At 64.5% G+C, this 14,476-nt stretch carries 13 protein-coding genes; 3 read left to right on the top strand and 10 right to left on the bottom strand.

Features of this window, described 5'->3' with window-relative positions; translation table 11 throughout:
• Window positions 1-9: 9 nt before the first annotated feature.
• From EDF53_RS11910 to EDF53_RS11880, 7 genes are all read right to left on the bottom strand, one after another.
• Entirely contained in the window at window positions 10-1,209 is a 1,200-nt protein-coding gene (locus tag EDF53_RS11910; RefSeq protein WP_123293770.1) for an NAD(P)/FAD-dependent oxidoreductase, read from the bottom strand.
• A gap of 160 nt (window positions 1,210-1,369) precedes the next feature.
• Complete coding sequence (locus tag EDF53_RS11905) at window positions 1,370-2,035, bottom strand: TetR/AcrR family transcriptional regulator (RefSeq protein ID WP_123293769.1); 666 nt, start codon at window positions 2,033-2,035, stop codon at window positions 1,370-1,372.
• 138 nt (window positions 2,036-2,173) lie between these two features.
• Window positions 2,174-4,384, bottom strand: a complete 2,211-nt coding sequence (locus tag EDF53_RS11900) for an MMPL family transporter (RefSeq protein ID WP_123293768.1) — start codon at window positions 4,382-4,384, stop codon at window positions 2,174-2,176.
• A gap of 152 nt (window positions 4,385-4,536) precedes the next feature.
• Window positions 4,537-5,196 (bottom strand): response regulator transcription factor, encoded by a 660-nt coding sequence (locus tag EDF53_RS11895; protein ID WP_123293767.1) that lies wholly within the window; start codon window positions 5,194-5,196, stop codon window positions 4,537-4,539.
• The gene (locus tag EDF53_RS11890; protein WP_123293766.1) at window positions 5,193-6,290 is read right to left on the bottom strand and encodes a sensor histidine kinase; all 1,098 of its coding nucleotides are present in this window, start codon (window positions 6,288-6,290) and stop codon (window positions 5,193-5,195) included. Before EDF53_RS11890 ends, EDF53_RS11895 begins: the two co-directional genes overlap by 4 nt.
• Before the next feature lie 186 nt (window positions 6,291-6,476).
• Window positions 6,477-6,734, bottom strand: coding sequence for a hypothetical protein (locus EDF53_RS11885; RefSeq protein ID WP_123293765.1), 258 nt, complete (start codon window positions 6,732-6,734; stop codon window positions 6,477-6,479).
• The gene (locus EDF53_RS11880; RefSeq protein ID WP_123293764.1) at window positions 6,731-6,937 is read right to left on the bottom strand and encodes a hypothetical protein; all 207 of its coding nucleotides are present in this window, start codon (window positions 6,935-6,937) and stop codon (window positions 6,731-6,733) included. Before EDF53_RS11880 ends, EDF53_RS11885 begins: the two co-directional genes overlap by 4 nt.
• Window positions 6,938-7,430: 493 nt before the next feature.
• Here EDF53_RS11880 and EDF53_RS19655 point away from each other — a divergent pair, with 493 nt between their 5' ends.
• The 3 genes from EDF53_RS19655 (at window position 7,431) to EDF53_RS18990 (ending at window position 9,149) form a co-directional block, all read left to right on the top strand.
• Window positions 7,431-7,553: a hypothetical protein gene (locus EDF53_RS19655; RefSeq protein WP_260215513.1), complete on the top strand. Its 123-nt coding sequence runs from the start codon at window positions 7,431-7,433 to the stop codon at window positions 7,551-7,553.
• A 109-nt stretch (window positions 7,554-7,662) separates the two neighbouring features.
• Entirely contained in the window at window positions 7,663-8,757 is a 1,095-nt protein-coding gene (locus EDF53_RS11875; protein WP_148058339.1) for a hypothetical protein, read from the top strand.
• Window positions 8,757-9,149, top strand: coding sequence for a hypothetical protein (locus EDF53_RS18990; RefSeq protein WP_148058338.1), 393 nt, complete (start codon window positions 8,757-8,759; stop codon window positions 9,147-9,149). The genes EDF53_RS11875 and EDF53_RS18990 overlap by 1 nt, the downstream gene beginning before the upstream one ends.
• A gap of 1,216 nt (window positions 9,150-10,365) precedes the next feature.
• On the opposite strand, the gene EDF53_RS11865 is transcribed toward EDF53_RS18990, so the two are convergent.
• From EDF53_RS11865 to EDF53_RS18980, 3 genes are all read right to left on the bottom strand, one after another.
• Window positions 10,366-11,268: a DNA-processing protein DprA gene (locus EDF53_RS11865; protein WP_123293761.1), complete on the bottom strand. Its 903-nt coding sequence runs from the start codon at window positions 11,266-11,268 to the stop codon at window positions 10,366-10,368.
• A 223-nt stretch (window positions 11,269-11,491) separates the two neighbouring features.
• Window positions 11,492-12,073: a hypothetical protein gene (locus EDF53_RS18985; protein WP_148058337.1), complete on the bottom strand. Its 582-nt coding sequence runs from the start codon at window positions 12,071-12,073 to the stop codon at window positions 11,492-11,494.
• A 407-nt stretch (window positions 12,074-12,480) separates the two neighbouring features.
• Window positions 12,481-14,379, bottom strand: coding sequence for a DUF2510 domain-containing protein (locus EDF53_RS18980; protein ID WP_148058336.1), 1,899 nt, complete (start codon window positions 14,377-14,379; stop codon window positions 12,481-12,483).
• Between the last annotated feature and the right edge of the window lie 97 nt (window positions 14,380-14,476).

The following is a 14,476-nucleotide window of genomic DNA, read 5'->3' as shown; positions in this document are numbered from 1 at the left end:
TCTCGGTGTTCAGATGACAGCGGCTTGACCGGCGAAGAGGTCAGTGAGCAGCGCGCTCGCGAGGCGTGCCTGCTTCGGCATCCCCCACCCCAGGACACCGACGGGTTGACCGGCCCGTGTGGCGAGCGCGACAAAGCGACCTTCCTCGATCGATCCCTCGATGACTGCGCTGTCATCTGCGTCGCCGGGGAAGCCGTACGCCTGGATCTTGATCCCGTACTGATCAGACCAGAAGTACGGAACCGGCACGTAGGGTGCTGCCGCGTTCGCGTCGAGGATGTTTCGGGTCACTGCCGCCGCTTGTTCCGTTGCGTTGGTGCGGTTCTCGAGCCGAAGGTCCCGGCCGAGGCCTTCGTGACGCCAGCGTGCGACATCACCAACTGCCCAGATCCCGGGTGCAGCGCGACAAAGACCATCACACAGGACACCGTCAGACACATCGAGACCGCTGTCGCTGAGCCACTCCGTGTTCGGTGTCGACCCGATCGCCACGATCACTCGACCAGCCTGAAGCTGTGTGCCGTCATCGAGTACGGCGCCGACCACGCTGCCGCGATCCGGCAGGAGTGATCTGACGCGGGACTCACCGCGCAGGACGACGCCCGCGTCTTCATGGCGGCTGCTGAGCAGGGCAGAACCGACGGAGCCGAGCTGGGCGAGCATCGGAGTCGGCTCCGGGCCGACAAGTGTGGTTGCGGACCCAGAAGCGACTGTCGCCGCGGCGATCTCGCTGCCGAGGACCCCGTTCCCGACGACGAGTGTGGGCACCGTCGATCGGAGCGACTCGCGGAGTTCGCGCGCGTCATCGAGCGAGCGAAGGACATGGACTCCGAGGAGGTCGTGCTGGAGAGGAAGCTGACGAGCACGGACACCGGTCGCAATGACGATGTTGTCGGCTGCGATGGCCTCGTTGCCCGCCGATACTGTTTGGCGCGCAACGTCAAGTCCGGTGGCGGAGTGCCCGAGACGGAAGACCGCGCCGAGGCCATCCAGCGACCGTTGCGGCCGGAGCATCACCTGCTCGAGGTCCCAGTGGCCGCTCAGGTACTGCTTCGACAGCGGCGGACGGTCGTACGGGGTGTGCTGTTCGTTGTCGAGCAACGTCAGCGGGCCGCTGTGCCCTCGTCGTCGCAGCCCTTCCGCAACAGCGATCCCCGCGGCGGACGCACCGACGATGAGCACGCTGCTGTCGATTGCAGATGTCGTCATGTATGCCTCCGCACGGAAGCCGAATCTGCGAGTCAGAGACGCTCCGTCAGGGGTAGTCAACTCCGACGAGCAAGATTTTCAAACACGTGATTTAGATTCTCACCGCTTTCTCACCCGCCCGTGCCCCACGGTCCCCTCAACGGAGGACCCACGGCCCAGGTCACGGCAGACGGTCAGCCGTGGGCAGATCGACGAACCACAGCGCGGAGATCGCGTTGGTGAGTGCTGCTGCGACATCCGACCAGTCGGACCAGATCCTGGGCCCTCCGCGCTCGAGGGACCGTTCGTGCTCCGCGATCATCTGCGTCAACAAGATCCGGCCCATGGCATTGCGTTCCGCCCGCACCTGCCGAGGGAGGTCGGGTAGGCAGCTCCTGATGCCTTCAGCGATGCGAAGGAGGCTCGGAGTCTCGCGCGCCTCGTCCATCGCGATGTCTGCCCACGCCGGGTCGGTGGCGACCTGTGCGCTGAACCGGCCGTACCAGGTGGGTGAGCCGAGTGCTGCGAGATGTGTCGTTGTTGCTCGCACGAAGCATCCGATCCAGTCACGAACGTCGGTGGACCCGTCGATGCGCGCAAGTTCCAGGAGACGCAGCTCGTTGATGCGCCGCTGGTGTCGTCCGAGGATGGCGCGGATGAGTTCGTGCTTGCTGCCGAAGTGGTAGCTGACGACTGCGGTGTTTCCTTGGCCCGCAGCCTCTCCGATCTGCCTGTTCGAGATGTGTGCGATGCCGTACTCCGCGTAGAGACGCTCGGCGGCGGTCAGGATCAGTTCTCGCGTTGCTGTGACGCGCTTGCTTCGAGCGCCTTCTTCACCGGTGGTCATCGCGATTCCTCTCCGCGATGAGATCGTAGCGACTGCGCTCGTTGGGCTGTGCGCGAATGGGACCTGCCGGTCAGTCGCAGGCAGACGACAGCGGGGGTACCGACGAAAGATTCGTCGATACCCCCGCTGTCGGGAATGTCAGGAGGCCTTGATCGCCTCTCGCTGCGGCTCAGTGTTGGCAGCCGTTTCGTCCTCGGTCAGGCTGTGACCCTCGGTGTCGAGATTCGGCACGATTCGCTCCAGCCACTTCGGCATCCACCATGCGGCGCGTCCGGCCAACGCCAGGAGCGCCGGCATCAGGACCATGCGGACGATGAACGCATCCGCTAGCACGCCGATCAGGAGTCCGAACGCGGTCTCCGACGCGAACGTCATCTCGCTCGACGCGAAGCCGCCGAACACGAAGGCCATGATCAGGGCTGCGGCGACGATCACCGGGCCGGACTTGCTGAAGCCCGCGAGGATGGCTTCCTTGGGCCGGAGCCCGGAGACGTACTCTTCGCGGATCCTGGAGACGAGGAAGACCTGGTAGTCCATGGCGAGTCCGAAGAGGACGCCGACGAGGATGATGGGGAGAATGCTGCCGAGGGGGTCGCCCTGGGGGGCGGCGATGATGAAGTCCAGCCACTTCCACTGGAACACCGCAGTGAGTGCACCGAGTGCGGCACCCAACGACAGCAGGTAGCCGAGGGTCGCGAACAGCGGTACGAGGAGCGACCGGAACATCACGACCAGCAGCAGGAACGACAAGACGACGATCACGACGACGTACTGGATCAGTGCCTTGTTCATCTGTGCGGTCGTGTCGAGACCGATTGCAGTTTCGCCGGTCACTTCGAGGTGCACACCACCGACAGAATCGGCTTGGTCGCGGATGTCGTGGACAAGGTCCTTCGTGCCGTCGTCGATCGGGCTGCCGTTCGGGATGACGGTGAACAGGGCCGTGTCACCGGAGGTGTCGATCTGGGCAGGGGTGACCATCCGAACGTGAGCGAGGTCATCGAGCGCGTTCTGCACGTCAGGAGCCTTGTCCTGAACGTCGTTGCCTTCGGCGAGGACGAGGAGCGGTGACTGCGTGCCACCGAACTTTTCCACGATGAGGTTGTACGCATGGCGCTGTGTGGAGTCCGGGTTCGAGCCGCCCGGGATGTTTGCGGCGGTCTTCATGCTGAACAGCGGGATCGCAACGATGGCGAGAACTGCAACGCCTCCGATGAGCATGAGCAGGGGGTGCCGGGTGTTCGCCGTTCCCCAGCTGCGCAGGAACGAACGCTTCTTCGGGGCGACGTCGATCGTTCCGCCGGCGCGGAGCGTTTCGCGGTCCTTCTTCGGCAGGGCGCGAAGGCCGAGGCTCCGCAGGATGACGGGCAAGAGGGTGAGGGCTGCGAGCACGGCGATCGCGATTGCGAAGGCTCCTGCGAAGCCCATGTCCTCGATGGTGCTGATCCGAGTGACGACCAAGCCGACGAGCGCGATGATCACGGTGAGGCCAGCGAAGACGACGGCTGTGCCGGCCGTGCCCGTGGCGTGAGCCACGGCGTCCTCGACCTTGCGGCCGGCACGAAGCTCAGCGCGGAAACGTGTGAGGATGAAGAGCGAGTAATCGATGCCGACCGCGAGGCCGAGCATGCCTGGCAAACTGATCACGGTGGTGTCGAGAGGGTGGATTGCCGACCATGCGAGCACGCCGAGGATGCCTGCTCCGACGCCGCTGAGGGCGACAAGCATGTTGGCGCCGGCGGTGATGAGCGATCCGAAGGTCAGGAAGAGGATCAGAAACGCAACCAGGAGGCCGACGATCTCCCCGGCTCCGCCGATCGGGTAGCTGTCCTCGGCGATCTGCCCGCCAACTTCGATGCGAAGATCTGCGTCGTGCGAGTGAACGAAGGAGAGGACCTTGTCGTAGGTCTTCTCAGCGTTGCTGTCCGTGATGCCGCTGAACGTCAGCGTGGACACGGCGGTGGTCTGGTCCTTTGACACGTAGGGCTGCTGCTCGTCGAACGGGGAGGTCACGGACTCCACGTGCGGGAGGTCCCCCGCGGCGTCCACGATGCGAGTGACTCGGGACACGGAATCGGCGTCCGTGATGTTGGCGCCGTTGCGGCCTTCCATCACCAGCTGCAGGGTCTTTGCCTCCGAGCCGGAGGATTTCATGCCCGGGAACTTGTCTTGGAGTGTGTCCAGCGCCTTGGACGCGGGGGTGTCAGGGGCAGTGGTCTTCCCGCCGCCCAGGTCAGCTGATGTGGCGGTGATTCCGGTGAAGACGGCGATGATCAGCAGCCAAGCTGCGATCACGATCAAGCGGTGTCTGGCGCTGAATCGCCCGACAGCCGCGAGGAACTTCGGCATGAGTGCTCCTGAAGAATGAGGTGCCGCCCTGGAGGAACTCGGGCCGGCAGTTGATGTCTCAATCCTCGGGTGACGCAGTCGTCGGGGCGTCGTCCGTGCGAAGCGCCGTTCCTACTTCATCTGCAGTAGATGACGCTCCGATGTCCGGAGGGTCAGACGAGTCCAGCGCGGTAGGCGAAGGCGACGAGCTGAGCGCGGTCGCGCGCTGCGACCTTCGCCATCGCGCGGGTGGCGTGAGTCTTGACGGTGAAGGGTGAGACGAACATCGCTGCGGCGATCTGCTCATTGTCACCGCCCGCGGCGACGGCGATGACGACGTCGAGTTCGCGGGGCGTCAGCGCTGCGAAGCGCTGTGCGAGTTCGGCGTCGACTGGTCGTCGGGGACCAGTTTGGACGTGTCCCACGACCGCGCTCGACGCAGCTGGGGAAAGCACTGCATCACCCTGCACCGTTTGCCGGAGTCGCTCGAGGAGCGCGGCTGGGCCGACGCCTTTGCCGAGGAACCCGTTGGCACCGGCCTGGAGTGCGTCGAGAACCACGGCGTCGTCCTCGAAGGTGGTGAGGACGATGATCGGGAGTTGCTGCGCTGATCGTGTCGCTCGTACCCGTCGGGTTGTCTCGACTCCGTCGATCCCAGGCATCCGTACGTCCATCACGATCAGGTCTACGGCCTCGTGGTCGAGAATCCGTAGGGCCTCGAATCCATCGGATGCTTCGGCCACGACAGCGAAGTCCGGGCTGGAATCGATGATGGCTCGGAGACCGAGAAGGATCATCTCCTGGTCGTCGACGAGTAGTACGCGACAGGTCATGCTTGCTCCTCGGGGATGGTCACGAACACTGCGAACACGTCATCGTCGACGTCAATCCGAACGGTGCCACCAACAGATTTGACGCGCTCCTGCATGCCCATGATGCCGAACCCCGTTCCGTGAACATTCGATGCGTCCGGTCGGGTTGGGTTCGTCACCTCCACGTGCAGCGCACCGGCGGCAGCGTGGAGCGTGAGTGCTGCCTCGCCGGCGCCGTATCGATGAGCGTTCGTGAGCGCCTCTTGCACGACTCGGTAGACGGTCACGCCCACCGCGTCCGAGGTTTTCGGCAAGGGAGTTGGGATCTGCGCGTCGACGTCGAGACCGATCTCGGAGAACGATCGAACAAGCGCGGCCATGTCCTGGAGGTTCGGCAGCGGGCTCGATGCCGCGGCTGCGTGCTCGTCTGCGCGGAGAACCCGCAGGGTGTGCTGGGTTTCTGCGAGGATGCGTTGCGTGGCGGTCTGTGCGGCCTCGACGGATGCGGCAGTCCGTGAGTCAGTCGCCAGCCCGGATACGGCAATCGCCCCGAGATGCATGTTCACGACCGCGGTCTGGTGTCCGATGATGTCGTGGAGATCACGAGCGATACGGATGCGCTCCTCAGCGACTCGGCGAGTTGCCTCAATGTCTCGGGTGACGATCGCGTCCTCGGCACGTGCTCGCAACGCCTCCCAGGACCTGTACTGCTGGAACAACGCCGATCCGATGGCGCCTGCCGCGACGACGCTCAGAACTCCCGCAGCTCCGTCCCACTGGACAACCCGACCGTGGTCGAGGTAGCCGCTTGCGGCGACGATCCCGGCAACCACTCCCGCCGACAGCAACGTCGTTCGGAACGCCGGGGTGCCGGTAGCCGTGATGGCGAACAACGTGAATGCCACCACCGTGAACTCAGCGAGGGCGTCACGGTGCCCCAGTGTTGCCAGTGCGGTCCCCAGGAGGACTGCCCCGATGCCGACGTGAGGTCGCCGACGTGCCACTACGGCACCGACCGCGCAGACCACGGCTCCCGTGTATCCGAGGAACGACCCGCCGAGAATGATCGCGGTGGCGATCTCGACCAGCATCGCCGTGACGCTGATGTACGGCATGGAGCGAGGTACCGCGCGCTGCGCACGCAGCCATCGGGGCGACTCGATCTCAGGTCGCTGAGGTTCGTCGTTCACGGTTTGATTGTGCCTGGAGAAGATCGGCGCGCGGCCTGCAGACGTCACATGCCTCGGATGTTCGGACGATGTCGTCCTCTGAGCCCTGTTCACCGCCGCGCGCCGGACCGTTCACCGATCGCCAACGGCAGCCTCGCGTTCGTCGGAGACCGGGGTGGCTGAGATGGTGTCGCGCGCCGTGGTCTCTCGCTCTGACGCTCGGCGCTCCGCGGGTTCCGCGGGTTCCGCGGGTTCTACGGATTTCGGGTACTCGAGCAGCACGGCAGTCATGTCGATCGGAACGGTGTCCTGCAAGAAGAGATCGTCCGGGCGGACGGTCTGTCGCAGCAGTACGGATTCCGCATCGGAGCGGCCGAAGCTCATCGTCATCGCGAGATCACCGTCACAGCGAGCTTCTCGACACCCATGGCGACGAGCACAACCATGAATCCGGCGAACCGGACCACCTCGGAAACGGTCATGAGTGTCCCCCAGGCGACCAGCTTGGGAACTCGGGCAGTGCGCGCCACGGCACCCTCAGCGGGACGGATGCGTTGCACAGTTGACGGTGTGGCGGACTGGATCGCGGTCATGATGACTCCTTTGTGCAGGGTCTAGCCCCGATGAGTTCATCCTCAGCGCCGGACGGCGGCTGGTCGTCGTCCGGCAAGACTCGATCGCCTACTGCAGATGGAGTAGACGGCTCCCGCGACCCCGTCTACCCCCTGATCTCGGCCCCACCGACTTCGACAGAGTCACCGGCGGAGAGTTCACGGTCTGAGTGCAGGTCCGACGAGTGGCGTGGCACGAAGGCCGAACGCCCTCGGCGAGGTGTTCGGTCTATTCGCGGATGCCAGTGGTGGCACGGATCGCGGATCCCAGTAACAGCGGGCGTTCCACGACTTTTGGGATCCGATTCCACGGTCTCGATAGGACGGCGAGCTCCGGCCGCTCTCTGGACGCACAGATGCGCCAGATTCGCGCCGATGCACACGACCGCGCTGCTTCGTCAACAGCACCGAACTCGGCGGCGTCACCGACCACTGGGCGGGCACCATCCACGGGGACACCCCTGGCACTCTCCCGTTGTCCGCCATCGCCGCGCTCCTCGGCACCACGGTCAACCTAATCCGCGACCTCCTCCACGACGTGCGCATCGTCGGCGGCCTCGTCCACGAACAAGAGACGGGGCTGCCCGCACCGTGGTGACGGGCTGTAGACAGACCTGTGCACCCTTTCATTGACTCCCCGTTAGGTGTACGCGAGGGTCGCTCATAGGCGGTCGGAGGGGCTGACCGCCTCGAGGGGATTCTGAGCAATGAAGCGCACAACAGCGCTGCTCGGCTCTGCCGTCATGGTCGCAGCAACGATGCTCGCGACCTTGCCGGCGGCAGCCAACGCAGCACCACTGACCCACGACCAGCAGCTCGCGCTCGTCCCGCCAGCGGTCACCGCCGCAGGGCTCCGCGACGACCAACTGTCGGTCTGGTACCTCGACGAGGGAAACACCCTGCACGTCGGTCTGACCTCCTACACCACGCAGCAAGCTGAAGCTCTGGTCGACCGACTGGGCACGGACACCGTCATCACCCAGGAGGACCAGCCTGAGGCTGCTATCGGCCACGCACCCAAGTCGTCAGCGGCCGCGAAGCAGCTGCTGAACCCCAGCGCGGGAGCACGCGCATCGGCGATCCCCGCGTCGGGCACGCCCAGCACTGGTGGTGTCCCTGGCGGTCTGACAGTCGGTCCGTACGAACCATTCCTGACGGTCCCGACTTACCCCGGCGGCGTCCGCATCATCCGGGACGCCGGCGACGAGATCGTCTGGTGCTCTACCACCGCGCTGTGGGGCGGCAAGATGCTCTTCGCCGGTCACTGCGGACCGAACGGTGCGAAGTGGCAGCAGGGGTACTACGACAACGGCACCATCGCGTCCTCCGGCTCCGCCGGCACCGCATCGAGCGTCCACTGGGAAGCCAACAACCCGGACGTCGCACTTCTCAGCGGCGGTAACGGCTTCGACAAGGGCGTATACCTCAACGGTGACAAGGGCAATGTCACCTACGCTCACATCGCCGGCGCCGCAGTCTCCGCCATCGGTGCCACAATCTGCACCGACGGGACCACCACCGGGTACGTGTGCAACGCGAAGGTCAACATGGTGAACGGCTGCACCAACATGACCGAGGAGGGTAAGACGGTGCACGAATGCGGCATCGACTCCGCGAACAACCCGAACGCCATCGTGACCCGCCCAGGCGATAGCGGCGGTCCCGTGCTCGCTCCGTCCACCGGGGGAAAGTTCCTCGTCACCGGCACCATCTCTGCTGAAAGCAATGGTGGGCACACCGTGTACTACTCGAACGCGAACCGCATCAAGCAGATCCTCGGCACCAGCGTTACAGTCGGCTAATGAGAACCGTCGTGCTCGGAACGGTCTTCGTCGTCCTGACGATGGGTACTCTCGTTGGCTGCTCGGCGAGAGAAGCAGCCCAGTCGCCGACGGTCGTTCCGAGCGCGACTTCGACTTCATCTGCGCTGCCGGTAGTCGCTAGCACGAAGGGCCTTGTGAAGCTCGACTGGTCTTCGACAAGCTCGACGGCGGCCGGCAGCGTGGTCGTGAGTGTGCAAAACAAGGACTGCGTGGCCCCGATGGGCGTCACCGTCGATGAGTCAACAACGACCGTGACGGTTCAGGCTTGGGGTAAGAAGCAACAGGAGCCGTGCGCCGCCGTCGGATACGCATTGCGCGGCGCATTGCCACTGCAGGAGCCGCTCGGAGACCGCACCCTCAGCCACGGCTGACGTCAACACGAGTACGGCCCGCAGGAACGTTCCTGCGGGCCGTAGTCGTGGTGGGTGCCCTACTCGGTGTCGACCGTGCGGCTGCGGCCAGCGGCTACTTCCTGCTCGAGGAGGCGGAATTGCCACCCCGGGACCAAGAGAAAGCAACTGACTCAACGACCTGCTCTTCGCTGCTGGCCAAGGAATGTCACACCGCAACCCAGATGAGTCCTGCCCCGAACTGATGCAGCGCCAGCGCGCCGGCAGGCCTTCGGCGCTTTCAGGATACGAAGTCTCCCCTAGGCCTCCTGATACTCACGCCGGGACGACAGCGTCGTGGTAGAGGAGATCCAACACCGCGCGCCTCGTTGCCCGCTTCGAGATGCGCGGCGACCGCGCTACCGGCCCCTTCGTCTCGATCCTGGCTTCAGTCCCTCGCGCTAAGCGCTCTCGGCCCACGGACTCGTCTTACCTATCTCAGGCGGAGGTCATGGAGCAGCGCACAAGGTGCCTGTCACCGGGCAGACGTCCGGCCGCCACTGTGGCGGCGGCGACGTGCTGAATAGCTTGCCAGTCGGCGCCCAGCTCCCATTAACCCAGCGACCTATGACCATGACGGTTACTTCCGTCGCCCCAGCGCGTCGAGCAGCGACCGCGGTGGCCTGAGCGGATGAGCCTGTCGTCCATGTGTCGTCGAACACGATCACGTGCTGACCGCGCAAGTCATCATCGATGCGAAGCGAGTCCGGATCGACCTCGCGGGCTCTGGCGGGCCGAGTCCTAACCGGTGCGACGATGGGCAATCCGAAGTACTTAGCCAACTCGAGCAGAGGATGCCCTTCGTGCCGGGGTGCTGCCCCCGACGGCACAGGGATGACTGCCGTGGGACGAGCGTCTGAGGCGATGGTGACGCAGCGTCCGTGACGATGGATTGAGTACCACACGACGTAGCTGAGGCGGGCACCCGCCACCCCGCCCGCTCGCTCGCCATCCTTGTACTGCCGCAGATCGTAGCGAACCTGCCGACTCACCTGGTCAGATGCGTAGGTCAGCGGCACCACGCGATCCGCGAGCGCGTTTCCCCAGCGCGCGATATGGCTCTCGCAGACTCGGCAGCGCAGCAGGCCGCCTGTTGGCTCCGCACAGACCGCGCACGTCACCCCCGGGATTCGAATCGGATTGATTAGCAGCGAAGGCAGCAGGCTTAGTGCGTACTCTTCCTGGGTTGAGGCCACGTCTACATTGCCGAAGGTGCAGGAGTGTGCGACCGTGCGAGGAGCGCCGACACCGCAAGCTTCACACCGTCCGGACTCGAAGCAACCTCGACGTTATAGCCACCATCTGCATACTTTCGCCCCCAGGTTGTGTTCTCCACAACTTGCGACGTGAGCACCAGTGGTCGACCATGCTTCACTGCAGCGTCCGCCTGGATACGCGTGCCGGACTTTTCTGCAGCTTCGACGATCACGGTTACAGAGCTATACGCGCTCATTACAATGTTCCGTTGCGGGAAACTCTGCCTGGTTGGACTCGCATCAGGAAGGAATTGCGATATGAGCAACCCTGAGGAAGCAATCTGCGCCTGGAGGTCGCGATGCTCGGCCGGGTAGACGCGATTGAGTCCATTGCCTAGAACCGCCACCGTCCGGCCCCCAGCGTCGAGAGCGGCCGCGTGCGCACTACCGTCTACTCCGCGTGCGAGACCGGACACCACCGTCACGCCGTCATCCACGAGCAGGCGGGCAGTTCTATCGGTGAATCGCAATCCCGCATCCGACACGCCCCTGCTCCCCACGAGAGCCGCGGACCGTTCGTCGTCCGCAACACGGCCTTTGGCGAACAGCAGTACCGGGTAGTCGAAAACTGCCGCCAGTTGAGCTGGGTACTTCTCAGCGAAGGGACTGAGGAGCGAGATTCCAGCCGCCTGCCATCGTTCTAGATCTGCAGCGGCAAGGGCAAGCAGATCTGACCTATCCTCAGGTACGAGCGCTGACCCGTCGCCATGGTGAAGGACGTCGAGCGGCGTGAGGTCAGCTTCGAACAGCGGTCGCAGCTGGGACGGCTTGTACCGACGGTCTCCATGAAAGAGCAGCGCCACAAGCGCGGCAAGCTGCTCGCAGTCCTTCGTGGCCGTCGTCATGGAAGCACCGTACACACATCCACCGACGTCAGGACCTCAGCCATGATTCCAGTGTCGCACGTCCGACTCGTCCACGGCTCCGAGCCCGAGCACGTCGGTCTGATGACCTGACGACCTGCAGAGTCTCGCAAAGACAAGGTATCTCCGCTGGCATTCGGGATCCGGAGCAGGAGCGCGGCCGGCCGGGTCAGGATCGACACCCGCACCCAGTCGCGCCGTGGCGTCACGTTTGGGCGCACAGGACGCACTCCGTGAAGTTCCAGCCTCGTGCTTCAACCTCCGCGAATACCTCGCCCCCTCGCCCTATGACGTAGCCGCGATTGATCTGTCTGCCCAGCACCAGGCCAACCACCCGCCGCGCACCAGCCCTTTTCAGAGCTGCGGCCGAGCTAGATAGAGAGGACCCCGAGGTCCATAGATCGTCCAGCAGGACCACGGTCCGATCACGGACGTCACACGTGACCGTGTAAGCGTCGGGGTTGACTAGCTGTTGGGTCCGCTTCGGCCCTGGACGAGGAACAGAGCGGTTCCGCTCAATGACATCGTTGCGCCAGCCGAACGAGTCTTCAGCCTCAACAGCAGTCAGGAGGTCATGAATGTGATCGAAGCTGCGCGTCTCGTCGTCTGCCGGCACCCAGGTGTAGAGCGCATCCGGACCCGCCACCGTGCGCACGCAGTCACCGTGCCGGTCCAGGCCCTCCCAGAGAAGAGTGGCAAGCGGCGCCCGGGTCCACGAGTCACCAAAGTCCTTGTAATGCTTGATGAGACTTTCGAGCCCAGAATCAGTGCTGTACGAGATTGGCACCAAGTAATCGACGAGCTCCGCCTGCTCGCGGCAGTGAAAGCAGAGCGGCCAATAGCTGCCGTCATATCGTCCTGCGACAGGAGAGCCACATTTACGACAGGTCCCCGCAGGGTGCGGTAGGAAATCGTGAACGAGCCCCTCTTCGACCAGCCAGGCTATCCAGGTGTCTGTGTTGTTTGGGTCACGCGAGCCATCGCGGGTCCAGCTGGGCGCACGAGAGAAGCTTCGGTATTGAGCTGATGCCACAGTCATTCCTCTTTGAAGATGGCGGATCCTCATATCCTATCTTGATTGCGCCAACTCGTCAGCACGGTCTCGCGCGTCCCAGCCGCGACCATCACCCGAGACCTCAATCGCTCCGCTTGGGGCCGATAACGCTCATTGCGTCCGTTTGCCGCAGGCAGTTGTCAGGCGCGGAAGGTCAGCCCGGCGGCCGCGAAGTCGGGGCGGACGCCAGCTTGGTAGAAGATGTGCATCGCGCGGTCGTTGAGCGTTCGGCTACCGGCCCGGTCAAAGCGCGCGCACCGGTCCATCGCTGCCGTCATCGCTGCACCATCCGTCTCGAGGTAGCGGATGAAGCCCCTATAGGCGGGCGCGAGCGCTGAGTCCGCAGCTCGTGCTTGACCGCCATTCTCGTGCTCGTCGATCGCTGCGAGCCAGAACGCCAACCCGTCAGGATCCCTTCCGAGCTTGCCGAGCGCAGCCTGGGGCGCTTCTGGCACGGGCCGCTCACGCCGTACCCACTCCTGCGCTGCGCTGCGCGCGGGGTCGCCGAGCGGACTGTGCGCCCGCCACTCGCCCCGACCGTTCAATGTGTGGTGCGTCCATGCATATCCGTCGAAGTAGCGCTGGCCGGAGGCGTTCAGCGGATCGGTCCGCCATCCAGGGGCCCCGGTCGGTCCTTCCGGTGCTGGCTTGACTGTCTGCGCAGTGGGAGCGGGAGTGACTGGCTTCGCTGTCGGCGCCCAGCGAGCTGGTCGTCGGCTGAGCCGGAGCGCGAGGGCATCCCAGTCGCCGAGCGTTCGCGGTGTGATCTCGAAGACGTCGAGCCCTGCACGTTCGGCTGCCCTGCGTTTCGCGGCGAAGCGTGCGTCGTAGTCGGGGTCTCCATGGAGTCCCAGGTACTCGATGATGAGGTCGCCCACGAGGAAGTCGCCGCGGTAGTTCGTGCCGGGGTAGGAGGGTTCGCGGGTGTGGGCGATGCCTTGTTTGTGGAGCCAGTCGTCGATTGTTCGTTCCCCGTAGGACAGGCAGAGATGTCCGTCGTTGGCGATGGATCGCACGCCGCGGCTCATGCGTTCTGTGCCGTCGCCGAGTACGCCAGATGCTGCGAGCGCTCCATGCCAGCTGCCGAACACCTCGTTGACTGTCGAGCGATCTGGCCAGTCCCAGATGAGGCGAAGGAAGGCAAGGAGCTCCTCCGGCGATGCGCTTCTCGGGTACTTATCAAGGAACGCGTAGCCCGAGCCCCCCTGCCGAGGGATGGCGCCGGTGACCGCGTGGTATTGCTTCATGCTCGCGACGATCTGGTCTGGCGTCAGTTCGACGCCTCTGGGTCGTTCGCCGGGGCCGATTTCGATGAAGCACTCTGGGCAGATCATTCGGGCGGCGGTCTTGTTCCGAGTTGCGTTCACTCTTCGTGCTGTCGTCTGATCCATCGGATTGAGGCACAGCGGGCAGGTGGAGACGGCCCCCGGACTGTCCGCCGTCGTGCCGCCCGAACGGCGCCCGCCCGTTATTGGCCACCAAACGGATGGCGGCAGCGAGTAGTCCCCTACGGGCGCAGGGTAGCGACGCATGTCATGACCTGCACGAGGGCCGGCGGCGATCGATACTGGCGCCGGCAAGGGAACGAACGTTGACGGATCGGCGGTTCGGAGGAGCTTCTTGAGTGCGCGAGGTGCCGGTGCCTCGACTCGAAGCTCGAGCCCGTCCTCCGTTTGCACCGCGTTGACCAGGAGATTGCAACCGACATGCGTGAGCGCCGCCGTGTACCGCTCTGCATCGTCTCCATAGATGTAGGCAACTTGTTCGTCGTCGAGCCATACCCCTACTGCCGTCGCGTCTGCAGGGTTGCCTTCTTCGGGTACCAGACGGAATTGCCCGTCCGCAAACCCCTGTTGGCGTCGCCGCCAGCTCGTGAACCAGCTCTCCCCTGTGGTCCGCAGCTTCTTGGTTGCGAGGCCCTGCACGAGGAGATCTGCTCTGAAGCGTGGTGTCCCTCCCCGCGAGTTCCGACCAGAATCCGGAGAAGGGGCCCGGTCGACATGATCCCGGCAGCTGATCACGGGCACGTCGTCGGTCACGATGAGATTTTCCTTCTCGTTATGGGGCGAGTCTTCCTCACCTGGCCATCGCATGAGGTTAGCGTCCGCGTGTGACAACGACTCGTCGAGATGACCC

The sequence above is a fragment of the Curtobacterium sp. PhB78 genome, assembly GCF_003751685.1.
GTDB lineage: Bacteria > Actinomycetota > Actinomycetes > Actinomycetales > Microbacteriaceae > Curtobacterium.
The sequence above is the reverse complement of the archived record's forward strand: the minus strand, read 5'-3'. Positions and strand labels throughout refer to the sequence as shown.

Excerpts from the sequence above, each read along its gene's own strand:
- EDF53_RS11890 (WP_123293766.1), bottom strand. The coding sequence starts at position 6,290 with ATGCCGTACATCAGCGTCACGGCGATGCTGGTCGAGATCGCCACCGCG.
- EDF53_RS11895 (WP_123293767.1), bottom strand. The coding sequence starts at position 5,196 with ATGACCTGTCGCGTACTACTCGTCGACGACCAGGAGATGATCCTTCTC.
- EDF53_RS11885 (WP_123293765.1), bottom strand. The coding sequence starts at position 6,734 with ATGACGATGAGCTTCGGCCGCTCCGATGCGGAATCCGTACTGCTGCGA.
- EDF53_RS11910 (WP_123293770.1), bottom strand. The coding sequence starts at position 1,209 with ATGACGACATCTGCAATCGACAGCAGCGTGCTCATCGTCGGTGCGTCC.
- EDF53_RS11865 (WP_123293761.1), bottom strand. The coding sequence starts at position 11,268 with ATGACGACGGCCACGAAGGACTGCGAGCAGCTTGCCGCGCTTGTGGCG.
- EDF53_RS11880 (WP_123293764.1), bottom strand. The coding sequence starts at position 6,937 with ATGACCGCGATCCAGTCCGCCACACCGTCAACTGTGCAACGCATCCGT.
- EDF53_RS11900 (WP_123293768.1), bottom strand. The coding sequence starts at position 4,384 with ATGCCGAAGTTCCTCGCGGCTGTCGGGCGATTCAGCGCCAGACACCGC.
- EDF53_RS11875 (WP_148058339.1), top strand. The coding sequence starts at position 7,663 with ATGAAGCGCACAACAGCGCTGCTCGGCTCTGCCGTCATGGTCGCAGCA.
- EDF53_RS18990 (WP_148058338.1), top strand. The coding sequence starts at position 8,757 with ATGAGAACCGTCGTGCTCGGAACGGTCTTCGTCGTCCTGACGATGGGT.
- EDF53_RS11905 (WP_123293769.1), bottom strand. The coding sequence starts at position 2,035 with ATGACCACCGGTGAAGAAGGCGCTCGAAGCAAGCGCGTCACAGCAACG.